Source organism: Rhodobacter sp. 4.3.4, assembly GCF_058724655.1.
This window is the reverse complement of sequence record NZ_CM178967.1, coordinates 641,743-664,880: the sequence shown is the minus strand read 5'-3', so window position 1 is coordinate 664,880 and position 23,138 is coordinate 641,743. Positions and strand designations below refer to the sequence as shown.

The 23,138-nt window shown below is 65.7% G+C and carries 20 protein-coding genes; 13 read left to right on the top strand and 7 right to left on the bottom strand.

Annotated elements, in window-relative coordinates:
* Positions 1–129: 129 nt before the first annotated feature.
* Positions 130–2,397, top strand: a complete 2,268-nt coding sequence (locus tag AC4PTB_RS03270; RefSeq protein ID WP_492191671.1) for an adenosylcobalamin-dependent ribonucleoside-diphosphate reductase — start codon at positions 130–132, stop codon at positions 2,395–2,397.
* Positions 2,398–2,555: 158 nt separating this feature from the next.
* On the opposite strand, the gene AC4PTB_RS03265 is transcribed toward AC4PTB_RS03270, so the two are convergent.
* Entirely contained in the window at positions 2,556–2,801 is a 246-nt protein-coding gene (locus AC4PTB_RS03265) for a hypothetical protein (protein WP_492191670.1), read from the bottom strand.
* A 23-nt stretch (positions 2,802–2,824) separates the two neighbouring features.
* Positions 2,825–3,727: a LysR family transcriptional regulator gene (locus tag AC4PTB_RS03260; RefSeq protein ID WP_492191669.1), complete on the bottom strand. Its 903-nt coding sequence runs from the start codon at positions 3,725–3,727 to the stop codon at positions 2,825–2,827.
* A gap of 109 nt (positions 3,728–3,836) precedes the next feature.
* Between AC4PTB_RS03260 and AC4PTB_RS03255 the strand changes: the two genes are divergently transcribed.
* From AC4PTB_RS03255 to AC4PTB_RS03240, 4 genes are all read left to right on the top strand, one after another.
* Positions 3,837–5,258, top strand: coding sequence for a form I ribulose bisphosphate carboxylase large subunit (locus AC4PTB_RS03255; RefSeq protein WP_492191668.1), 1,422 nt, complete (start codon positions 3,837–3,839; stop codon positions 5,256–5,258).
* Between the two features lie 24 nt (positions 5,259–5,282).
* Positions 5,283–5,639, top strand: coding sequence for a ribulose bisphosphate carboxylase small subunit (locus tag AC4PTB_RS03250; RefSeq protein ID WP_492191667.1), 357 nt, complete (start codon positions 5,283–5,285; stop codon positions 5,637–5,639).
* A gap of 95 nt (positions 5,640–5,734) precedes the next feature.
* Entirely contained in the window at positions 5,735–6,550 is an 816-nt protein-coding gene (locus AC4PTB_RS03245; RefSeq protein WP_492191666.1) for a CbbQ/NirQ/NorQ/GpvN family protein, read from the top strand.
* An 8-nt stretch (positions 6,551–6,558) separates the two neighbouring features.
* Complete coding sequence (locus AC4PTB_RS03240) at positions 6,559–8,820, top strand: nitric oxide reductase activation protein NorD (RefSeq protein ID WP_492191665.1); 2,262 nt, start codon at positions 6,559–6,561, stop codon at positions 8,818–8,820.
* Positions 8,821–8,863: 43 nt separating this feature from the next.
* Here the strand turns inward: AC4PTB_RS03240 and cowN are convergent, their stop codons facing one another.
* Positions 8,864–9,142 carry a N(2)-fixation sustaining protein CowN gene (gene cowN / locus AC4PTB_RS03235; protein WP_492191664.1) on the bottom strand — a complete coding sequence of 93 codons (279 nt, stop codon included), beginning with the start codon at positions 9,140–9,142 and terminating at the stop codon, positions 8,864–8,866.
* A 57-nt stretch (positions 9,143–9,199) separates the two neighbouring features.
* Positions 9,200–9,823: a Crp/Fnr family transcriptional regulator gene (locus AC4PTB_RS03230; RefSeq protein ID WP_492191663.1), complete on the bottom strand. Its 624-nt coding sequence runs from the start codon at positions 9,821–9,823 to the stop codon at positions 9,200–9,202.
* Between the two features lie 138 nt (positions 9,824–9,961).
* Between AC4PTB_RS03230 and fdxD the strand changes: the two genes are divergently transcribed.
* The 8 genes from fdxD to nifB all read left to right on the top strand — a co-directional run bounded on the left by fdxD (position 9,962) and on the right by nifB (position 20,517).
* Positions 9,962–10,333: a ferredoxin FdxD gene (gene fdxD, locus AC4PTB_RS03225; protein WP_492191662.1), complete on the top strand. Its 372-nt coding sequence runs from the start codon at positions 9,962–9,964 to the stop codon at positions 10,331–10,333.
* A gap of 277 nt (positions 10,334–10,610) precedes the next feature.
* Entirely contained in the window at positions 10,611–11,498 is an 888-nt protein-coding gene (gene nifH, locus AC4PTB_RS03220) for a nitrogenase iron protein (RefSeq protein WP_492191661.1), read from the top strand.
* 65 nt (positions 11,499–11,563) lie between these two features.
* Positions 11,564–13,069 (top strand): nitrogenase molybdenum-iron protein alpha chain, encoded by a 1,506-nt coding sequence (gene nifD / locus AC4PTB_RS03215; RefSeq protein ID WP_492191660.1) that lies wholly within the window; start codon positions 11,564–11,566, stop codon positions 13,067–13,069.
* 93 nt (positions 13,070–13,162) lie between these two features.
* Positions 13,163–14,701 (top strand): nitrogenase molybdenum-iron protein subunit beta, encoded by a 1,539-nt coding sequence (gene nifK, locus AC4PTB_RS03210; RefSeq protein WP_492191659.1) that lies wholly within the window; start codon positions 13,163–13,165, stop codon positions 14,699–14,701.
* A 232-nt stretch (positions 14,702–14,933) separates the two neighbouring features.
* Entirely contained in the window at positions 14,934–15,362 is a 429-nt protein-coding gene (locus AC4PTB_RS03205) for a NifU family protein (RefSeq protein WP_492191658.1), read from the top strand.
* A gap of 138 nt (positions 15,363–15,500) precedes the next feature.
* Entirely contained in the window at positions 15,501–16,787 is a 1,287-nt protein-coding gene (gene rpoN / locus AC4PTB_RS03200; protein WP_492191657.1) for an RNA polymerase factor sigma-54, read from the top strand.
* Positions 16,788–17,082: 295 nt separating this feature from the next.
* A complete protein-coding gene (gene nifA / locus AC4PTB_RS03195) occupies positions 17,083–18,840 on the top strand; it encodes a nif-specific transcriptional activator NifA (protein ID WP_492191656.1) in 1,758 nt (585 codons plus the stop codon).
* A 183-nt stretch (positions 18,841–19,023) separates the two neighbouring features.
* Positions 19,024–20,517, top strand: coding sequence for a nitrogenase cofactor biosynthesis protein NifB (gene nifB, locus AC4PTB_RS03190; RefSeq protein WP_492191655.1), 1,494 nt, complete (start codon positions 19,024–19,026; stop codon positions 20,515–20,517).
* Positions 20,518–20,520: 3 nt separating this feature from the next.
* Here the strand turns inward: nifB and modD are convergent, their stop codons facing one another.
* Genes modD through modB form a run of 3 tightly spaced genes read right to left on the bottom strand, consistent with a single transcriptional unit; the run spans position 20,521 to position 23,138 of the window.
* Entirely contained in the window at positions 20,521–21,360 is an 840-nt protein-coding gene (modD, locus tag AC4PTB_RS03185) for a ModD protein (RefSeq protein ID WP_492191654.1), read from the bottom strand.
* Between the two features lie 3 nt (positions 21,361–21,363).
* Positions 21,364–22,455, bottom strand: a complete 1,092-nt coding sequence (modC, locus tag AC4PTB_RS03180; protein ID WP_492191653.1) for a molybdenum ABC transporter ATP-binding protein — start codon at positions 22,453–22,455, stop codon at positions 21,364–21,366.
* Positions 22,452–23,138, bottom strand: coding sequence for a molybdate ABC transporter permease subunit (gene modB, locus AC4PTB_RS03175; RefSeq protein WP_492191652.1), 687 nt, complete (start codon positions 23,136–23,138; stop codon positions 22,452–22,454). The genes modC and modB overlap by 4 nt, the downstream gene beginning before the upstream one ends.

Here is a 23,138-nt window from a genome sequence, read left to right as displayed (position 1 = left end):
TCCCGTTTCACCACAATATAGAGTGCGTCGCCCGAGGGCAACGCGGTTCACCCCGACGTTGACCCCCTGCCCCCGTCAACGTATCTTTAACCCTCTTTCCGCCCGCCGGTCGCTGCCAAAGGATGCCTCATGACCCGTTTTGCCGCCCCCATCGCTGAACAGATCTGGGACATGAAATACCGGCTGAAGGATGCCGATGGCCTGCCACTGGATGCTTCGGTCGAAGACAGCTGGCGCCGGGTGGCCCGCGATCTGGCCTCAGTCGAGGCCGATCCGGCGCATTGGGAGCCGAAATTCTACGCCGCGCTGGAAGATTTCAAATTCCTGCCCGCGGGGCGGATTCTGGCGGGCGCGGGCACCGGCCGGGCGGTGACCTTGTTCAACTGCTTCGTCATGGGCACAATCCCCGATTCGATGGCGGGCATTTTCGACATGCTGAAGGAAGCGGCGCTGACGATGCAGCAGGGCGGCGGCATCGGCTATGATTTCTCGACGATCCGGCCGCGCGGCGCGGCGGTGAAGGGGGTGGCGGCCGATGCCTCGGGGCCGCTGTCGTTCATGGATGTCTGGGATGCGATGTGCCGCACCATCATGTCGGCGGGCTCGCGCCGTGGCGCGATGATGGCGACGATGCGCTGCGATCACCCCGATATCGAGGCCTTCATCACCGCAAAGCAGGATTCGGCCCGGCTGCGGATGTTCAACCTCTCGGTGCTGATCACCGATGCTTTCATGGCAGCGGTGAAGGCCGACGGTCCGTGGGAGCTGGTCTTTGACGGCAAGGTCTATCACACGCTGAACGCCCGCGATCTGTGGAACAAGATCATGCGCGCGACCTATGATTTCGCGGAACCGGGCGTGATCTTCATCGACCGGATCAATGCGATGAACAACCTCGCTTATCTTGAGCAGATCGCGGCGACGAACCCCTGCGGCGAGCAGCCGCTGCCACCCTATGGCGCCTGTCTGCTCGGCTCGGTCAACCTGGCGCGGCTGGTTTCGGCGCCCTTCACCGATCAGGCGGCGCTGGATCTGGCGAAACTGGACGAGCTGGTGCGCACCTCGGTGCGGATGATGGACAATGTCGTCGATGCCAGCCGCTTCCCGCTGCCGCAACAACAGGCAGAGGCCGCGAACAAGCGCCGGATCGGGCTTGGGGTGACGGGTCTGGCCGATGCGCTTCTGATGCTAGGGCTGCGCTATGGCGACGACAAGGCCGCGGCGCAGACCGAGGCCTGGATGAAGGCGATTGCCCGGGCGGCCTATCTCGCCTCGGTCGATCTGGCCCGCGAAAAGGGCGCCTTCCCGCTCTTCGATGCCGAGAAATATCTGAGCAGCGGCAACATGCTGCAGATGGACGAGGATGTGCGGCAAGCGATTGCCACGCATGGGATCCGCAATGCGCTGCTCACCTCGATCGCGCCGACGGGGACGATTTCGCTTTATGCGGGCAACGTGTCTTCGGGCATCGAGCCGGTCTTTGCCTATGCCTATACCCGCAAGGTGCTGCAAAAGGACGGGAGCCGGACCGAGGAAGAGGTGGTCGATTACGCGGTCAAGCTGTGGCGCGACATGAAGGGCGACGTTGCCCTGCCCGATTATTTCGTCAACGCCCAGACGCTGGCGCCGATGGATCACGTCAAGATGCAGGCGGCGGCGCAGAAATGGATCGACTCGAGCATCTCGAAAACGATCAACTGCCCGGTGGACATCAGCTTTGACGATTTCAAGGATGTCTACATGGCGGCCTTTGAAAGCGGCTGCAAGGGCTGCACCACCTACCGCCCGAACGAGGTGACGGGATCGGTTTTGACGGTTTCCGAAACTTCGGAAAAGACCCCCGAGACCGACAAGGGCGCCGAAGTCGTCTATCTGACCGAACCGCTGGACCGGCCCCCGTCGCTGGAGGGGGCAACCTACAAGCTGAAATGGCCGGGTTCGGAACATGCGATCTACATCACGGTGAACGACATCGTGCAGGGTGGGCATCGCCGTCCTTTCGAGGTTTTCATAAATTCCAAGAATATGGAACATTATGCCTGGACGGTGGCGCTGACGCGGATGATCTCGGCGGTGTTCCGGCGCGGTGGCGATGTGAGTTTCGTGGTGGGCGAGCTCAAGGCGGTCTTCGATCCGCGCGGCGGCGCCTGGATGGCGGGGCAATACATCCCCTCGATCCTGGCGGCGATCGGCGGCGTGATCGAGCGGCATCTGGTGGCGACGGGCTTCATCGCAGGCGAGGGGATGGGCCTGAAAAGCGATCCCCGCGCCGAGGTGATGGAGCTGGGCGAGCCGCCGAGAGGAGAGGCCTGCCCGTCCTGCGGCAGCTACGCGCTGCGCAAGGTAGAGGGCTGCCTGACCTGCGCCGACTGCGGCCATTCCAAATGTTCGGGTTGAAGCGCTTTGGGATAGTTCTCGATGCTCAGATAAATTGACCACTCATGTCCACTGAGCAAGCCCTATCCCGCCGACTGAAACGTCGGCGGGTTTTCTTTTGGGGTGACACTTTCCTTGAAAAAAGCTTTTAAATCAATGGCCCACATCATTTACAGTTGTCATCGCTCTGACCTTTTTCCCGCTTCTTTGGCTTTTCTCTCGCGGTTCAGATAAATTACCCATTTGCCGGAAAACGGCATGAAATGGGCGGAAACGACCAACGGGCCCTCGGCGTTCTGCAAAAACGCCGACAGATAAAGGAATAGCCTGCGCGGGCTCTGAAAAATCGCTGCGGACAGGTGCCGGGAGGCATCATCCTTGTCGGCACCGGGCCGGGGCAGCAACCGATAATCTTTCGATGACAAGGGGATAGGCGGGCGGCGGTGGTTCAAGGACAACCGCCTCCCGTCCCCCCGCCCGTCAGATGCGCCAGAAAGGCCTTGGCCGCCACCGACAGATGCTTGCCGCGCGGATGGGCGACGTTCCAGACCCGCTGCAGCGGAAAGCCCTGCACATCCAGCACCACCAGCCGCCCGGTCTCGGCTTCCAGCGTGATCGTGTCCTGCGACAGGATCGCCAGGCCCAGCCCCGCCGCCACCGCCGCCTTGATCGCTTCGTTCGAGCCAAGCTCCATCCGCACCTGCGGCCGGATGCCGTTGTCGGCAAAGAACTTTTCTGCCGCAGCCCGGGTGCCTGACCCCGGCTCGCGCAGAATGAACGGCGCCTCGGCCAGCGCCGCAAAGGGCACCGCGGTCGCCCCCGCCAGCGGATGGCCCGGCGGCGCCAGCACCAGAATCGGGTTGCGCGCGATCGGACGGGCCACCACGTCGAGCCCCTCGGGCGGCTGGCCAAGGATGCACAGATCATCCTCGTTCGCGGCCAGACGCGCGATCACCGTCTGCCGGTTGGTGACGGTCAGCGCCACCTCGATCCCGGGGTTTTCGGTGCAGAACGCGCCCAGCAGCCGCGGCAGGAAATATTGCGCCGTCGACACGATCGCCAGCCGCAGCCGCCCCCGCCGCAGCCCCTGCAGATCGGCCAGCTGCATCTCCAGCCGCTCGATCCCCTCCAGCGCCTCGCGCGCGGTGGCCAGAACCGCCTGCCCCGCCTCGGTCAGGAACAGCCGCTTGCCGATCCGGTCGAGCAGCACCGCGCCCAGCGCCTCTTCCAGCTGCTTGACCTGGGTGAAGACCGCAGGCTGGGTCAGGTGCAATTCCTCGGCGGCGCGGGTGTAGCTGGCGTGCCGCGCCACCGAGGCGAAGACCTGCAACTGGCGCAGGGTGTAGCGCATGATAACCTTTTCCCTATTCTGTTACTAAAAACTATTCAGTTTTATAAATTAACGCAAGATCGCATAGTCCCGGCACGCCCCACCAAACGGGCCAGCCAACGAGGGAACCATGGCAGCAAAGACCTATGACGCAGGTGTCAAAGACTACCGCTCAATCTATTGGGAACCGCAATATCAGGTGAAGGACAGCGACATCCTGGCCGTCTTCAAGGTCGTGCCGCAGCCGGGCGTCAGCCGCGAAGAGGCCGCCGCCGCCGTTGCCGCCGAAAGCTCCACCGCGACCTGGACCACGGTCTGGACAGACCTTCTGACCGATCTCGATTACTACAAGGGCCGCGCCTATGCGATCGAGGACGTGCCCGGCAGCGACGAGGCGTTTTACGCCTTCATCGCCTATCCGATGGACCTGTTCGAGGAGGGCTCGGTCGTCAACGTCTTCACCTCGCTTGTCGGAAACGTCTTCGGTTTCAAGGCGGTACGGGCGCTGCGGCTGGAGGATGTGCGGTTTCCGCTGTGGTTCGTGATGACCTGCCCCGGCGCCCCGCACGGGATGATGGTCGAACGCGACCTGCTGGACAAATACGGCCGCCCGCTTCTGGGCTGCACGATCAAGCCGAAGCTTGGTCTGTCGGCCAAGAACTACGGCCGGGCGGTTTATGAATGCCTGCGCGGCGGGCTGGATTTCACCAAGGACGACGAGAACGTCAACAGCCAGCCCTTCCTGCGCTGGCGCGACCGCTTCCTGTTCTGTCAGGAGGCGATCCGCAAGGCCGAGGCCGAAACCGGCGAGCGCAAGGGCCATTACATGAACGTCACCGCCGGGACGATGGAGGAAATCTACGAACGCGCCGAATTCGCCAAGGAAATCGGCACGCCGATCATCATGTCGGATTATCTCACCATCGGCTGGGCCGCGCATACGAGCCTGTCGCGCTGGTGCCGCAAGAACGGGATGCTGCTGCATGTCCACCGCGCCATGCATGCGGTGATGGACCGCAACCCCAATCACGGCATCAACTTCCGGGTGCTGGCGAAAATCCTGCGGCTGATGGGCGGTGATCACCTGCATTCGGGCACCGTCGTCGGCAAGCTCGAGGGCGACCGCGAGGCGACGATCGGCTGGATCAACCTGATGCGGGAGCGCTTCATCAAGGCCGACCGGTCGCGCGGGATCTTTTTCGATCAGGACTGGGGGCCGCAGCCGGGGGTGTTCCCGGTCGCCTCGGGGGGCATCCATGTCTGGCACATGCCGGCGCTGGTGTCGATCTTCGGCAATGACTCGGTGCTGCAATTCGGCGGCGGCACGCTCGGCCACCCCTGGGGCAATGCCGCGGGGGCCTGTGCGAACCGGGTGGCGCTCGAGGCCTGCGTGCAGGCCCGCAACGAAGGCCGCCATCTGGAAAAGGAAGGCAAGGAGATCCTGACCAAGGCCGCGCAGTCGAGCCCCGAGCTGCGCATGGCGATGGAAACCTGGAAAGAGATCAAGTTCGAATTCGACACCGTCGACAAGCTCGACGTGCAACACCGCTGAGACCCGGCCCGAAAGGACACGAAGATGAGCACCGTTCAGGACTACCCCTCCCGCCTCTCGCGCCCGGAAAGCCGCAAGATGGGCACCTTTTCCTATCTGCCGCCGATGAGCGAGGCCGAAATCCGCCGTCAGGTCGAGTGGATCGTGCAGAATGGCTGGAACCCGGGCATCGAACATACCGAGCCCGACTTCGCCGCCCAGATCTACTGGTACATGTGGAAACTGCCGATGTTCGGTGAGACCGATGTCGATGCGATCCTCGCCGAGCTGAAGGCCTGTCACGAGGCCAACCCCGGCCATCATGTCCGGCTGATCGGCTACAACAACTTCACCCAAAGCCAGGGCGCCAACATGATCGTTTATCGCGGCGCCACCCTCTGAGCTGAAAGCCTGCCCGCCGCCCCTCCCCTCCCGGCGGCGGGAGAATGGCCCGCCGTATCCTCCTTGCGGCGGGCCCCCCACCCCATGAGGCTGTCATGAACGAGACCCTGAACGCTCTTACCCAGCCTTTCCGCATCGCATCCGAACCCTGGTATCGCCCCGTCGCCGATGAAATCGCGCTGTTCGAGGCCGCCCATGCGGCGCGGATGCCGGTCATGCTCAAGGGCCCGACCGGCTGCGGCAAGACCCGCTTTGTCGAACATATGGCCTGGCGGCTCGGCAAGCCGCTCGTCACCGTCGCCTGCAACGAGGACATGACCGCCTCGGATCTGGTCGGGCGGTTCCTGCTGGAGGCCACGGGCACGCGCTGGCAGGACGGGCCGCTGACCTTTGCCGCGCGGCACGGCGCCATCTGCTATCTGGACGAGGTGGTCGAGGCACGGCAGGACACCACCATCGCCATTCACCCGCTCACCGACAATCGCCGCGTTCTTCCGCTTGAAAAGAAAGGAGAATTGCTGCGCGCCCATCCCGATTTCCAGCTCGTGATCAGCTACAACCCCGGCTATCAGGCGCTGATGAAGGATCTCAAGCAATCGACGAAGCAACGCTTCGGCGCGCTGGATTTCACCTGGCCCGAGCACGGCATCGAGGTCGAGATCGTCGCGCATGAGACCGGCATCGACCCGGCGCTGGCGCAAAAGCTGGTGGCGATCGCGGAACGGGCGCGCAACCTCAAGGGCCATGGGCTCGACGAGGGGATCTCGACGCGGATGCTGGTGCATGCGGGCGGGCTGATCGCCCAGGGCGTGGCGCCGCTGGCCGCCTGCCGGATGGCGCTGGTGCGCCCGATCACCGACGATCCCGACATGCGCGACGCGCTTGATGCCGCCGTCACCACCTATTTCTGAGGCCTGCCATGTCCGCCCTGCTTGCCCCCGAGGCCCCGCCCGCTCCCGAGACCCTGCCCGATGCGGCGCAGGTGGCCCTGACGCGCCTCTCCCCCGAGGCGGCACGGCAGCTTTCGGCGCAGGGCCGGGCGGTCTGGCACGAGGGGGCGGCGGCGCTGGCACGCAGCGGCAAGGGCGTCGAGGCGGTGCAGGCCTGGGTCGAGGCCGCCCTGCCCGTTGCGCGCGATCTGGGCGAGGATGTGCTGCCCGATCTGCTGCGCGCCTGTCTGGCGATGGCCGCGCGCACCTCGGGGGCGGTGATCGCGCGGATGCTGGCCAGCGCGCCTCTGGCGGCGCGGCGGCTGGGCGATGCCGATCTGTTCCGCGCCTATCTGGGCTTTCTCGACCTGCTGCTGGCACAGGCGCCGCGGGGTCTGCGGCCGATGCTCGATCAGCTTGACACGCTTCTGGGCGTGCTGACGCTGGGCGGCCTGCGCCGCTGGGCGCTGTGGGGCGCCGAGATGCACCGCACGAACTACCCCGAGCAGGCGCGCTATTTCGCGCTGGAAAGCGCCGAGGCGCAGGCGGTGCTGCAGCGCGAGCGCAAGGGCGTGCTCTTTGTCGATATCCACCGCCGCATCGGCGCCTATCTGCGCGCGCTGTGGGGGCGGGACTTTCCGATGCGCCCGACCTCGGGCGATTTCGAAACGCGCGAGGGGCTGCGGCCCTATCTGGAAGCCGGGGTGATCCATCTGCCCGACGCTTGGGACGACGGGAACGGCGCGACGGGACTTGATCTGTATCGCGCCGCCGCCGCCCATGCCGCCGCCCATCTGGCGGCGCGGCGCGGCCCTTTGCCGATGGAGGGGCTGAGCCTGCATCAGCGCGCCTGCATCGGGCTGATCGAGGATGCACGGGCCGAGGCGCTGGCGATCGCCCGCTTTCCCGGGCTGGGGGCGCTTTGGGCGCGGTTTCACACCGGCACCGGGCCGCTGGACCGGATCGCCCGTGCCCTGCTTTTGCCAGAGGCGCCGGAAACCGACGCCGACGCGCAATGGGCCCGCAAGGCGCTGGCCGGGGCCGCTCTTGCCGACGAGACCGCGGCGCTGCGCATCGGTCTTGCGCTGGCCGAACGGCTCGATCCGCGCCTGCCCGCGCCCGCCCTGCCCTATCGCGACGACAACCGCGCGCTTTGGGAGGGGGACGAGAGCGACTGGTCCGAGGCCGCCGCGCCGCCCGCGCAGATCCGCCGGTATGTTTCGGTCTCCGAGCTGGTGAACGAGGTCGAGGTCGAAACCGCGGGGGACGACGCGCAGGAAATCCTTGTCTGCGCCACCGAGCTTTTCGACGATGACGGCAGCAGTTTCAACGCGCGGGAGGGCCGCCCGCCCGTGGCGCCGCCGCGCCGCTACCCGGAATTCGACCATCGCACCGGGCTTGACCGGCCCGACTGGGTGACGGTGCATGACAAGCGCCCCCGCCCCGGCGATCCGGCCCTGACCGAGGCGATCTTGCAGGAGCACCGCCCGGTTCTGGCGCGGATGCGCCGGGTGCTGGAGGCGTTGCAGCCGCAGGGCGTGCAGCGGCTGCGGCGGCTGGAAGACGGTGACGAGCTGGATCTGAACGCCGCGATCGACGCGGCGGTCGACCGGCGGCTGGGCCATCAGCCGGACCCGCGGGTGATGATGCGCCAGCGCCGCAACCAGCGCGATGTGGCGGTGCTGCTGTTGCTCGACCTTTCCGCCTCGACCAATGATCCGGCGGGGACGGAGGGCACGCGGCTTTTGGATGTCACCCGCGCCGCCACCGTGCTGATGGCCGAGGCGGTGCACCGCGTCGGCGATCCTTTCGCGCTGCATGGCTTTTGCTCGGACGGGCGGCACAATGTGTTTTATCAGCGGTTCAAGGATTTTACCGAGGAGTGGGGGCCGACCCCCAAGGCCCGGCTGGCGGGGATGGAGGGGCAGCTCTCGACCCGGATGGGGGCGGCGATCCGGCATGCGGGCTGGCATCTGGGCCAGCAACGCGCGGCGCGCAAGCTGCTTCTGGTGCTGACCGACGGGGCGCCGGCCGATATCGACGAGCGCGCCCCCGCGCATCTGCGCCATGACGCCCGCGCCGCGGTGGCCGAGGTGGCGCGGCAGGGCGTGCAGCCCTTCTGCCTCAGCCTTGACCCCGAGGCGGATGGCTATGTGGCGCAGATCTTCGGGCCGCGCGGCTACCAGATTCTGGACCGCGTCGAGCGCCTGCCCGAGCGTCTGCCCCGGCTTTACGCCGGGCTGGCCCGCTGAGGCCGCCGCGGACCCTCACGCCGGGGAAAAATCCCCGGTCCGGTCAGAGGCAGTGGTGCTCGATGTGCCAGAGCAGCGCCAGCGCCTCGGCGTCGTCTTCCTCTTCGAAGAAGGCCATCAGCGCATTGACCTGCGCGCCGATGAAACGCAGCCGGTCATGGCCCATGCGCGCGTTTTCGGCTAGTTTGGTCTCGAAATAGGCCACCCAGCGCGAGTCATTGCCCGCCATCCGCGCCGCCAGCATCGCGCACAGGCGGTCGGCATTGGTGTCGCAGGCAAGGCCCATGAAGGTCACGTAACGGTCGGGGGTCTGGTCGTTCATCGCGGCTCTCCCGTGCTGGCTTGCTCGTTTCATAAGCGCCGGGCGGGGCAATTTCTGTCAGCCGGATGACACTTCGGCCAGACGCGCCAGATGGCCCGGATCGTGCAGGCACAGCTGATGCCGCCCCGGTCGCGACAGCACGCCCGCGCGGATCAGCCGGTTGAGCAGCGTCGAGAGCGTCTGCCGCGTCGTGCCCAGCGCGGTGGCCAGCGCCTCGGTCGGGCCGATCAGCCGGATCGTCTCGCCCCCCTGCGCCGCGCGCTCGGACAGAAGATACCGCGCCAGCCGCGCCTCGACCGGGCGGAAGGCCAGATCCTCGATCAGGTCAAGCGCCCCGCGCAGGATCTGCCCGACCTCGCGAAAGGCCGCCACCCCCAGCTCCGGATGCCGCGACACCAGATCGAGCATCTCGGCCACCGGCCAGCTGCGCACCTGCGCCGCCTCGGCCGCGGTGACCCAGACCCGCGTATGGGTGACGAAAAGCCCGCCCGGGCGCAGCTGCGCCAGCGTCACCTCGCGCCCGGCGCCGGTCAGGCTGAGCCGCACCGCACCGCTTTCCACCAGGATCAGCCGGTCCGAGGGGGCATCGGGGCGCGCGATCGTCTCGCCCGCGGCGTAGCGGCGGCGCAGACCGCCTTCCAGGCGGGAAATCCAGTCGGAGGAGGGGGCGGGCGGGGGCATCGGGCTTTGGCGCAAGGGGGAACCGGGCCAAGGCTAAGCCCGGCCCCGCCCCCCGGCAAGCCCGTTTCGGGGCGCTGGCATGGCCCTTGCTGCGCGGCTTTCGGGATCTTTCCCGCAACGACAGAAAAGAGGACTGCGATGCCGAACATCACCTTCACCTCCCCCATCATGAAGAAAGACAAGACCATCTACGCGGTGGCAGGCAATACCGCGACGATCCTGGCGCTGGCCAAGGAGCATGCGATCCCGATCCCGTTCGAATGCGGCGACGGCGATTGCGCCTCGTGCCTGATCGAGGTCACCCATCTTCAGAACAAGCCCGCGATGGCGATGATGCTGACCGAAAAGGAAAAGGCCCGGCTGAAAGAGCTGCAGATGATCACCGCCGAGGAGATCGAGGCGGCCGAAGTCAGCGACCTGCCGCCGCGCTTCCGGCTGGCCTGCCAGTTCATCCCGCGCGACGAGGACGTGATGGTGCATTTCACCGGCACCCCCGGCGGCTCGGTCTGAAACCGCCGCAAAAGACCGGAAACCCCCGCCGCACTGGCGGGGTTTTTCATCGCCGACCCACGGGCGGCCGCCCGGCGATACCGACAAAACCCCGCCAGATCCCGCAGGCCCTACAATTTGTAAGCCCTGTCCCATTTCGGACAAAACCTGCACGCTCATGTTTTTGAATGATTATTTCGAAAAATCCCGGTTGGCACGATGGCTGCTGGAGAAGCTGTGAGCCCGGTCAGGAACCGTCTCGATATTCGTGAAGCACCAACCCCCAAGGGAGCCACACATGGGCAAACTTCGTCAGATCGCCTTCTACGGCAAAGGTGGTATCGGCAAATCCACCACCTCGCAGAACACCCTCGCCGCGCTGGTCGAGATGGGTCAGAAGATCCTCATCGTCGGCTGCGACCCCAAGGCGGACAGCACCCGTCTGATCCTGAACACCAAGCTGCAGGACACCGTGCTGCATCTGGCCGCCGAAGCGGGCTCGGTCGAGGATCTGGAAGTCGAGGACGTGGTGAAGATCGGCTACAAGGGCATCAAATGCACCGAAGCCGGCGGCCCGGAGCCGGGGGTGGGCTGCGCCGGCCGCGGCGTCATCACCGCGATCAACTTCCTTGAGGAAAACGGCGCCTATGACGATGTGGACTATGTGTCCTACGACGTTCTGGGCGACGTGGTCTGCGGCGGCTTCGCCATGCCGATCCGCGAAAACAAGGCGCAGGAAATCTACATCGTCATGTCGGGCGAGATGATGGCGCTTTACGCCGCCAACAACATCGCCAAGGGCATCCTGAAATATGCGAACTCGGGCGGGGTGCGTCTGGGCGGGCTGATCTGCAACGAACGCAAGACCGACCGCGAGCTGGAACTGGCCGAGGCGCTGGCCGCCAAGCTGGGCTGCAAGATGATCCATTTCGTGCCGCGCAACAACATCGTGCAACATGCCGAGCTGCGCCGCGAAACCGTGATCCAGTATGCGCCGGAAAGCAGCCAGGCGCAGGAATACCGCGAGCTGGCCCGCAAGATCCACGAAAACTCGGGCAAGGGCGTGATCCCGACCCCGATCACCATGGAAGAGCTGGAAGAGATGCTGATGGATTTCGGCATCATGCAATCGGAAGAAGATCGCGAAAAGCAGATCGCCGAGATGGAAGCCGCGATGAAGGCCTGAGGCCTGACAGTTCAGGTGGGCAGCCTGCCCACCTTTTCGAAACCTGAAGTGAGGGAGCCAAAAGAATGGCCAAAGATCACGCGGGCGGCCCGGAAGAGCTTGAGAACCTGATTGCGGAAGTTCTCGAAGCCTATCCGGCGAAGGCCCAGAAGAAACGCGCCAAACACCTCTCGGTGGCCGGTGCGACCCAGGACGACGCCGATCCGGTCACCGGCATCGCGTCGAAATGCGACACGGTCAAATCGAACATCAAATCGGTCCCGGGCGTGATGACCATTCGTGGTTGCGCCTATGCCGGGTCGAAAGGCGTGGTCTGGGGTCCGATCAAGGACATGGTCCACATCAGCCACGGCCCGGTCGGCTGCGGCCATTATTCCTGGAGCCAGCGCCGCAACTACTACACCGGCAAGACCGGCGTGGACAGTTTCGTGACGATGCAGTTCACCACCGATTTCCAGGAAAAGGACATCGTCTTCGGCGGCGACAAGAAGCTGGAAAAGACGATCGACGAGATCAACACCCTGTTTCCGCTCGCCAATGGCATCACCATCCAGTCGGAATGCCCGATCGGCCTGATCGGCGACGACATCGAGGCGGTCTCGAAGAAGAAGAACAAGGAAATCAACAAGACCATCGTTCCGGTGCGGTGCGAAGGTTTCCGTGGCGTGTCGCAGTCGCTGGGTCACCACATCGCCAATGACGCCGTGCGCGACTGGATCTTCGAGCAGCCGGAAAGCGAAAACACCAAGGCGTTTGAGCCCGGCCCCTATGATGTCAACATCATCGGCGACTACAACATCGGCGGTGACGCCTGGGCCTCGCGCATCCTGCTCGAGGAAATCGGTCTGAACGTGATCGGCTGCTGGTCGGGCGATGCGACGCTGGCGGAAATGGAACGGGCGCCGAAGGCGAAACTGAACCTGATCCACTGCTACCGGTCGATGAATTACATCTGCCGCTACATGGAAGAAAAGTATTCGATCGGCTGGATGGAATACAACTTCTTCGGCCCGACCCAGATCGAAGCCAGCCTGCGCGCCATCGGCGCCAAGTTCGACGAGACCATTCAGGCCAATGTCGAAAAGGTCATCGCCAAATACCGGCCGCTGGTCGACGGCATTCTGGCGAAATACAAGCCGCGGCTCGAAGGCAAGTCGGTGATGCTTTACGTCGGCGGTCTGCGTCCGCGCCACGTCGTCACCGCCTATGACGACCTGGGCATGGTGATCGCCGGGACGGGCTATGAATTCGCCCATAACGACGACTACAAACGCACCGGCCATTACGTCAAGGAAGGCACGCTGATCTATGATGACGTGACCGGCTACGAGCTGGAGAAGTTCATCGAGAAGATCCGCCCCGACCTCGTCGGCTCGGGCATCAAGGAGAAGTATCCGGTGCAGAAGATGGGCATTCCGTTCCGTCAGATGCACAGCTGGGACTATTCGGGCCCCTATCACGGCTACGATGGCTTCGCGATCTTCGCGCGCGACATGGACATGGCGATCAACAACCCGGTCTGGGGCCTGTTCGACGCGCCCTGGGACAAAGCCCCCATCGCCGCCGAGTGAGCCCAAGGGGGGCGGTGCGCTGCCGCCCCCACCTCCCCTTCCCCCCGTCGGTGCGTCCCGGAATGCGGACGGCCTTTGACAAGGAATTGACCCATGCCCCAGTCAGCTGACAAGGTGCTCGACCACTCGAAACTGTTCTTCGAGCCTGAATACAAAGAGATGCTCGCCAACAAGAAGGCGACCTTCGAATGCGGCCATTCCGCCGAAACCCTCGCCCAGATCGGCGACTGGACGGCTTCGTGGGAGTATCGCGAAAAGAACCTCGCCCGCGAAGCCCTGACCATCAACCCGGCGAAAGCCTGTCAGCCGGTCGGCGCCGTCTTTGCCGCGCAGGGCTATGAAGGCACCCTGCCCTTCGTGCATGGCTCGCAAGGCTGCGTGGCTTACTACCGCTCGCATCTGTCGCGCCACTTCAAGGAACCCTCGGCGGCGGTGTCGTCGTCGATGACCGAGGATGCGGCAGTGTTCGGCGGCCTGACCAACATGGTCGAGGGCCTGGCCAACGCCTATGCGCTTTACAAGCCGAAGATGATCGCCGTCTCCACCACCTGCATGGCCGAAGTCATCGGCGACGACCTCAACTCCTTCATCCTGAAGGCGAAAGAGGCCGAAAGCGTTCCGGCCGATTTCCCGGTGCCCTTCGCCCATACCCCGGCCTTTGTCGGCAGCCATGTGGACGGCTACGACAACACCCAGAAAGGCATCCTGTCGATGTTCTGGACCGACGCCGAGCGCGTGGCGAATGACAGCCTGAACATCATCCCGGGCTTCGACGGCTATGCCGTGGCGAACAACCGCGAAATCAAGCGCCTGCTCGACACGATGGGCGTCGATTTCACCTTCCTCAGCGATGTGTCGGAAGTCTATGACACCCCCTCGGACGGCCATTACCGGATGTATGCGGGCGGCACCAAGCTGGAAGACGCGAAAGCCGCGCTGAACGCGAAAGCCACGCTGTCGATGCAGGAATACTGCACGCCGAAGACGCTGGAATATGTCGCCAGCACCGGGCAGGAGACCGCCACCTTCAACTATCCGATGGGGGTTTCGGCCACCGACAGCTTCCTGATGAAAGTGTCCGAACTGACCGGCAAGGCGATCCCCGACAGCATCAAGCTGGAACGTGGCCGTCTGGTCGATGCGATCGCCGACAGCCAGGCCTATCTGCACGGCAAGACCTTCTCGATTTTCGGCGACCCGGATTTCGTTCTGGGCATGGCGAAGTTCATCATGGAGATGGGCGGCGAGCCGGTGCATTGCCTCGCCACCAACGGCTCGAAGAAATGGGCCGAGCAGATGAAGGACGTTCTGGCCGCCTCGCCCTTTGGCAAACAGGGTCAGGTCTGGGCGGGCAAGGATCTGTGGCACATGCGCAGCTTCCTGATGACCGAACCGACCGATTTCCTGATCGGCTCCTCCTACGGCAAATATCTGGAACGCGACACCGGCATTCCGCTGATCCGTCTGACCTTCCCGATCTTCGACCGTCACCACCACCACCGCTTCCCGACCTGGGGCTATCAGGGCGGCCTGACGGTTCTGGTGAAGATCCTCGACGCGATCTTCGTCAAGGCCGATGCCCGCGCCGGTGACTGGGGCAAGACCGACATCAGCTTCGATCTGACCCGCTGAGCACGCTTTCTCTCGACCTGGGCCGGCAGTTCCGACTGCCGGCTTTTTTCGCTTTTTCGGCCCGGCGACTGGCAAAGACACCGCCGCCCGGCCCGATTTTCCGCATTTACAACAATGTCTGTCGCAAATCCCCCAATGTCGGCCTGAAGCTTGCTTGTGGCGCCCGATACGGTTGGCACGCTTCTTGCTGGACCCCTTCTGAAGCCTCAACCGATCAAAAAAGGGGGATGCGATGAAGGATCTCTGCGACGCAAGCCTGGCGCTGGACACCGCGCCGCCGCGGCCCCAGGCACCGCCCGCCGCCGCGGCTCTGGCCGCCCGGCAGGCCGCGGGCGGCAAGGCGCCCGACACCGCCGCCTTCCTTGCGAATTTCGTCAGGATCGGAGAGATCGCCGCCCCGAAAACCCCGGCCCAGCCGCTGTTCCTGCCCGGGGAAGAAGCCGCGGTCGTCGCCGGGCTGATCGCCGGGATGCGCCCGATGTTTCAGCGCGACGGCGGCGACATCGAACTGATCGGCCTCACCGGCGCCACCGTTCAGGTGCGGCTTTCGGGCAGCTGCGCGGGCTGCATGATGTCGGCGCGCACGCTGTCCACGGTGCAGCATCAGCTGATCGAAACCCTGGGCCGCCCGGTCCGGGTCGTCCCCGAGATCCGGCCCTGAGATGAACGCCCGCCGCCCCGCCCAAAAACACGGCACAACCCAAGGTGGCGCGATGCGAATTTCGGCACCGACCCTTTTTCACCCCTGCGGCGCCCTGCCGCCCCACGCAATGACCCGAGTTTGAGATAGGTTGTCCCCATGGAACTCGCGCAGACGCTTTCCCAAAGACAGACGATGCAGATGGCGGGGCAGATGCTCCAGTCCCTCGCCATCCTGGGCATGTCATCGCAGGATTTGTCCGAACATCTGACCGAACAGGCCACGTCGAACCCGTTCCTGACCTACCGCGCCCCGCCCGCTTTCATCGCCCGCGGCGGCGAGGATTTCGACGCCGTCGCCGCGGTGGCCGCGCACAAGCCCAGCCTGATGGCCCATGTCGTCGATCAGATCGAGATGGCCTTCACCGAGACCCCCGACCGGCTTTTGGCGCTGCGCTTTGCCGAGGCGCTGGAACCAAGCGGCTGGCTGGGCCAGAGCCTCGACAGCATCGCGCTGGCGGCAGGCGTGTCGCTTTCCCGGGCCGAGGCGGTGCTTTCCGTGCTGCAAGGCTTCGAGCCCACCGGCCTCTTCGCCCGCGACCTGTCGGATTGCCTGATCCTGCAGGCGCGCGAGGCCGACATCCTGACCTGGGAAGTCGAAACCCTGATCCGCAACATTCCGCTGATCGCAGAGAACCGGCTTGCCGATCTGGCGGAGCGGTGCGATTGCGACATTGCCGATATCCCGGATATCATCAAGCAGATCAGGCACTTGAACCCGAAGCCGGGGCTTGCCTTCGACCATCAGCCGGTGCCGGTCTTTCCGCCCGATCTGATCGCCTTGCGCGGACCCGAGGGCTGGACGGTGGAACTCAACCGCGCCACCTCGCCCACGATCACCGTGCGCGAGGATCGTCTGGCCGATGGCAGCGCCGATGCGACCGCGCGCGCGGAACGGCGCAAGGCCCTGGCCGAGGCGCGGGCGCTGGCGCAGGCGCTGGAACGGCGCGGCGATACGCTGCTGCGCACGGCGGCCGTGCTGGTGGCGCGGCAATCGGCCTTCCTTGACAAGGGGCCGGCGCATCTGGTGCCGCTGACCCTCGACGATGTGGCCTCGGAACTGGGCCTGCATGCCTCGACGATCTCGCGCGCGGTCTCGGGGCGGATGATCCAGACCCAGACCCGGGCGCTGCCGCTGCGGGCATTCTTTTCCCGCGCGGTCTCGACCCAAGGCGGCGGCGAGGCGGTCTCGCGCGACTCTGCGCTTGATTTCGTGCAGCGCATGGTGGGCGGCGAAGATCCGCGAAACCCGCTTTCGGATGATGCGATCGTGACGCTGGCCGAACACGCCGGGCTGCGGATCGCGCGGCGGACGGTGGCGAAATACCGCTCGACGCTGGGCCTTGCCTCGTCTTACGAGCGCCGCCGCGCCGCAGCCGCGCGCTGAGTCTGCGAAAACCGACCCTTGCCAGACCGGAAGCGCCATTTTTTTCGGCGCTCCGGCTATTGTTGCCCCAAAGTTGATCTTAACAGTCCATCAATCACCCCCAAGTTGCGACATATTGGCACTTTGGCCTGTTTGCGCCGTGCATCCGGGCGCAAGCTTGCCCAAGTCTCGACATGTCCGCCACGGCACCCGATTGCGCGCCAGACGATCCCGCAGCGCAGACTGCGACACCCCGCGGGAGGGGGTGGCTTTCGTGTGATCCGCCCCGGCGCCCGGCCAGCGAGGGAGAACAGTGATGATCGACATCCGGGAACGACTTGTCCCCAAACCGCAGGCAAGACCGCGTTCGGCACGGGCCACGGCCGACCGTTTGGCGCTGGATGCGCTTTACGAGATTGCCAAGACCTTTGCGGCGGCGCCGGATCCGGTGGCGGAGGTGCCGCAGATCTTCAACGTGCTGTCGTCTTTCCTCGATCTGCGCCATGGCGTGCTCGCCCTGCTCGCCGAGCCGGGCGAAGGCGTGGGCGTCAATCCTTACGTCATCGCCGCGACGGCGTTTCGGCGCAGCCCCGATGCCCCCGCCGCGGAGGTGATCCCCGATGCCGTGGCGCGGATCGTCTTTCGCTCCGGCGTGCCCTTCGTCTCCTTTGATCTGGCCGCCGAATTCGGCGAAGACGCGGTGCCGAAGCGGCTGCGCGACGCGGGCCAGACCCTGATCGCCGTGCCGCTGCGCGACCCCGAACGCAGCCATTTCGTGCTGGGCGTCCTTGCCGCCTATCGCAGCCATGACCACAACCGGTCGGGATTTTCCGATGCCGATGTCCGGGTGCTGACCATGGTCGCCTCGCTTCTGGAACAGGCGCTGCGCTTTCGCCGCCGCATCGCGCGCGACCGCGAACGCGCGCTGGAAGACACCCGCCGCATGCTGCAAACGGTGACCGAGCACCGCGGCCCGGCGGCGCCGGTCAGCCTGGATGGCATCGTCGGATCGAGCCCCGCCATCGCCGAGGTGGTGGCGCAGATCAGGCGCGTCGCCTCCACCCGGATGCCGGTTTTGCTGCGCGGCGAAAGCGGCACCGGCAAGGAATTGTTCGCCCGCGCGGTGCATGCCCAGTCGCCCCGCGCGAAAGGCCCGTTCATCCGCGTCAACTGCGCGGCGCTCTCGGAAACCCTTCTGGAATCGGAACTTTTCGGCCATGAGAAAGGCGCCTTCACCGGCGCCAATGCGCTGAAAAAGGGCCGGTTCGAACTGGCCGATGGCGGCACGCTGTTTCTGGACGAGATCGGCGAGATCAGCCCGGCCTTTCAGTCGAAGCTGCTGCGCGTGCTGCAGGAGGGCGAGTTCGAACGGGTGGGCGGCGCGAAGACGATCAAGGTCGATACCCGCATCGTCGCGGCGACGAACCGCGATCTGGAGGATGCCGTCGCGCGGGGGCAATTCCGCGCCGATCTTTACTTCCGCATCTGCGTCGTGCCGATCGTCCTGCCGCCGCTGCGCAACCGCAAAAGCGATATCAAGCCCTTGGCGCAGCTGTTCCTGGATCGCTTCAACAAGCAGAACGGCACCAATGTCAAATTCGCCGCCGAGGCTTTTGAGCAGATCTGCCGCTGCCAGTTTCCGGGCAATGTGCGCGAGCTGGAAAACTGCGTGAACCGGGCCGCGGCGCTCTCGGATGGCGTGATCGTGCTGGCCGAGGAGCTGGCCTGTCGGCAAGGCGCCTGCCTGTCCGCCGAGCTGTTCCGGCTGCAGGACGGGGCCTCGCCGATCGGCGGGCTGGCGGTCGGGCGGGTGATCACGCCGACGGTCCGGGTCAGCGCGTCGCCGCCACCCGAGCCTGCGCCCGACCCCGCGCCTGCGCCCGCGCCAGAGGCGCCGCCGCGCGAGGAGGCGCCGCTGCGCATCAAGACCGCGCAGCTGAGCCGCGAGGAGCTGCTGCGGGCCTTGGAAAGCGCAGGCTGGGTGCAGGCCAAGGCGGCGCGGCTTCTGGGGATGACGCCGCGGCAGATCGCCTATGCGCTGCAGAAATTCGAGATCGAGCTGCGCAGGATCTGAGGGCGGCAGCGCCGAGGACAGGCCCCGGCTCTGGCCGGGGTCTTTGTTGCCCCGCTGTCGTTTGCCGCCGCTGTCGCATTCCCGACAAAAGCGCAGGTTTTGGCCAATCCCGCCGCCCGGCAGTTGGCACGGGTCTTGCTGCATCCCCGATGACCCCCACACGGGCAGAGCATGGAGAGCAGCATGTCGGAGACTGTCGTGACCCTTGGCACCCTGGCGATCGGCTCGAAACAGAGCCTTTCCGCCGCGCTGGCCGCGGGCGGCTGTTCCGCGACCGGATCGGCAACCGGCTGTGGCAGCAAGGAAAAACCCGAAGACATGGACCCGGCGACCTGGGCCAGGGTCAAGGATCACCCCTGCTATTCCGAAGAGGCGCATCATTATTTCGCCCGCATGCATGTCTCGGTGGCGCCCGCCTGCAACATCCAGTGCAATTACTGCAACCGCAAATACGATTGTTCGAACGAAAGCCGCCCCGGGGTGGTGTCGGAGCGCCTGACGCCCGAGGAGGCCGCGCGCAAGGTGATTGCGGTGGCCAATGAGGTGCCGCAGCTCTCGGTTCTGGGCATCGCCGGGCCGGGCGACAGCGCCTATGACTGGCGGAAGACGAAAGAAACTTTCCGGCTGGTGACGGCGCAGATCCCCGATATCAAGCTGTGTCTGTCCTCGAATGGCCTCGCGCTGCCCGATCATCTGGATGAGCTGGTCGAGATGAATGTCGATCACGTCACCATCACCATCAACATGATCGACCCCGAGGTGGGGGCAAAGATCTACCCCTGGATCTTCCACGATCGCAAACGGATCTACGGCGTCGAGGCCAGCCGCATCCTGCACGACCGGCAGATGGAAGCGCTGGATGGGCTCGTTGCGCGGGGGATTCTGGTCAAGGTGAATTCGGTGCTGATCCCCGGGATCAATGACGAACACCTGCTGGAGGTGAACAAGGAAGTCAAACGCCGCGGCGCGTTCCTGCACAACATCATGCCGCTGATTTCGGCGCCCGAACATGGCACGCATTTCGGCCTGACCGGGCAGCGCGGGCCGACGGCGGCCGAGCTTCTGGCGGTGCAGGAGGCCTGCGCGGGCGGCGCCAATCTGATGAAGCATTGCCGTCAATGCCGCGCCGATGCGGTGGGGTTACTCGGCGAGGATCGCGGTCAGGAATTCACCCTGGACCTCGTGCCCGAGGCGCCGGTCTATGATCCCGCCGCGCGCGAAACCTATCGCGACTGGGTCGCCGCCGAGCGCGAGGATCGCCGCGCCGCGGCAAAGGCGGCGCAGGACGCGACCGGGGCCGCGGTAGCGGCCAGCTCGCCGAAACTTCTGGTCGCGGTGACGACGCAGGGCGGCGGCCGGATCAACCAGCATTTCGGCCATGCGACCGAGTTCCAGGTCTTCGAGGTCGACGCCACGGGGGTGCGCTTCGCCTTCCACCGCCGCTGCGACAACTATTGCGTCGATGGTGGCGGCGCGGACGACCGGCTTGACCGGGTGATCGCGGCGCTTGACGGCATCGACACGGTTCTGGTGGCCAAGATCGGCGACTGCCCGCGCGAAGGCCTCGCCGCGGCCGGCATCACCGCCCGCGACACCTGGGCGCAGGATTACATCGAACCCGCCATCCTTGCGCTTTACCGCGAAAGAATGACCCCAAAACAAGCCATTACCGCATAAGGATCAGGCCGGGCCGATCCAGACGGCGACATCGCGCGGCGGCGCGGTGAAGGGGGCCGAGGTCACCAGAACCTGCGCCCCCGCCGCCGCATAGGCCGCGGCATTCGTGGCCGTGATGCCGCCCGCCGCCGCGATATGCCCACGCCAGTCGGCGGGCAGCCCGGCCACGACTTCCGCCACCTGTTCGGGCGGGAATTTTTCCAGCTGCAGCACCTCGGCTCCGGCCTGTGCGGCCGCCAGAGCCTCGGCGACATCGGCCACTTCCACCACCACCTTGCGCTCGGGGCACGTCGCGCGCAGCCGGGCGATCTGCGCCGCCAAGGCATCCGCGCCCCCGAAAGCGCGATGTTCGGCAAAAAGCAGAACCGAATCCGAAAGCCCGGTCCGGTGCACCGTTGCACCGCCCACAGTCACCGCCCGCAAGGACAGCGCCCGCGTGCCCGGCACTGATTTCCGGGTGCAGGCCACCGTCACCGCCGGGTTCACCGCCCGCGCCGCCGCGACGATTTCGGTCGCACAAGAAGCCAGCCCCGAGCCCCATTCAATCAGGTTTTGCGCCACTTTCCAGCCCGCCAGCAGCGCCTCGACCTGCCCGCGGGCGAACAGCAGCATCTCGCCACCCTCGACCTGCCGCCCCGAGGCGGTGGCGATCCAGGCCTCGGCGCCCAGAAGCTGCAATATCCGCACCGCTTCCTCGGAACAGGCGACGGTCATCGGCCCCCGTGCCCGCATCGTCAGCTCGCCCGCCTCGGCGGCCAGCCCCAGACTGCGCGTCGTCAGATCGCCCGCAGGCACATCTTCGCGAATGAGCGCCATCAGCGCAGTGTCGTCGATCAGGAACATCCCTTACCCTCCGGTTTGCGCAGGCCCGCTCAACGCCATCGCCTTGAGCCGCGCCACCACCTTTTCCCCGGGCTGAAACCCGAGCAAGTCAAAGGACTTGCGCGAGACGCGGGCAAGAAGGCTCGCGCCCTCGCCCGATGCGCCCAGCGCCAGTCGCACGGTGACCTGATAGCTCTCGGCGGCCTCGGCGCCAAGGATCAGCGCAGGCAGGGCGTTCAGAATCGTCGTATCCGAAGGCGCGTGGCGGCCAAGGCTGACATCGGTCGCGGGCACGCGCAGCCGCCGCCGCGTGCCGATCGGGCCAAGATTGCCCGGCACGACGATCCGCCCGCCCGGCACCTGCAGGGTGCTCAGCCCATAGGCGGGGTCGAGCGCCACCACCACCCCCTCGATCACCGCCGCCAGATCGGGGCGGTGGATCAGCGGCAAGCTCGGATCGGCCTGCATCGCGGCGATGGGGCCTGCGGCCCGAACCCGGCCCGCCTCCATCAAGACCAGCGTATCGGCCAGACGTTCGACCTCGGACAGATCATGGCTGACCAGGATCACCGGCATCTGCAAGGCCGCATGCAGCCGTTCGAGCCAGGGCAGGATCTCGTCACGGGAAATCCGGTCGAGCGCGGAAAGCGGCTCGTCCATCAAAAGCAGTTCCGGCTGCGACAAGAGCGCCCGGCCGATGGCGACGCGCTGCCGCTCGCCCCCCGAAAGCGCCGCGGTGGGGCGGCTCAGAAGCGGCCCGATACCCAGAAGCTGCGTCACCTCGGCTTCGGTGATGCGCAGCGGGCCGCGGGCGCGCTTGAGCCCGTAGATCAGGTTTTCACGCACCGACAGATGGGTGAAAAGGCTCGCCTCCTGAAACACATAGCCGACCGCGCGGCGATGCGGCGGGGTGATCTGGCGCCCCTCTTGCCAGGTCACGCCATTCACCGTCAGCCGCCCGCCCGGCAGCCGCGTCAGCCCGGCCATGCAGCGCAGCACCGTCGTCTTGCCGCAGCCCGAGGGACCGAACAGCGCCGTCACCCCCTGCCCCGGCACGTCAAAGGCCGCATCGAGGCTGAAATCGCCCAGCCGCCCGGTGAACCGCGCCGAGATCATCGCCGCGCCCCGGTGCCGAAGCGGCGCTCGATCAGCATCATGGCAAGGATCACCACGAAGGACATCGCCAGCATGCCCCCCGCCAGCACATGCGCCTTGTCCCATTCCAGCGTCTCGACATAGTCGAAGATGGTGACGGAGAGCACCTTGGTCTGCCCCGGAATGCCGCCGCCGATCATCAGCACGACGCCGAATTCGCCGACCGTATGGGCAAAGCCGAGGATGGCGCCGGTGATCAGCCCGGGCGTCGCCTGCGGCAGGGCGACGGTGAAGAACGCGTTCAGCGGAGAGGCGCGCAGGGTGGCCGCCACCTCCATCGGCCGCGGCCCCATTGCGGCAAAGGCGTTGCGGATCGGATTCACCACGAAGGGCAGCGAATAGAAGACCGAGCCGACGACCAGCCCCGCGAAGGTGAAGGAAAGCTTGAAGCCCAGAAGATCGGTCAGCGGTGAATGCGGCCCCATCGCGATCAACAGATAAAAGCCCAGCACCGTCGGCGGCAGCACGATCGGCAGCGAGACCAGCGTGGCGACGATCTCCTTGCAAAGACCGCCGCCACGCGAAAGCCACCAGGCAAGGGGGGTTCCCAGAACCAGCAGCAGCACCGTCGTCACCGTCGCCAGTTTCAGCGTCAGCACGAGCGTCGTCAGCATCTCCGCGTCGAACAGGGTCCCCTCCGTCAT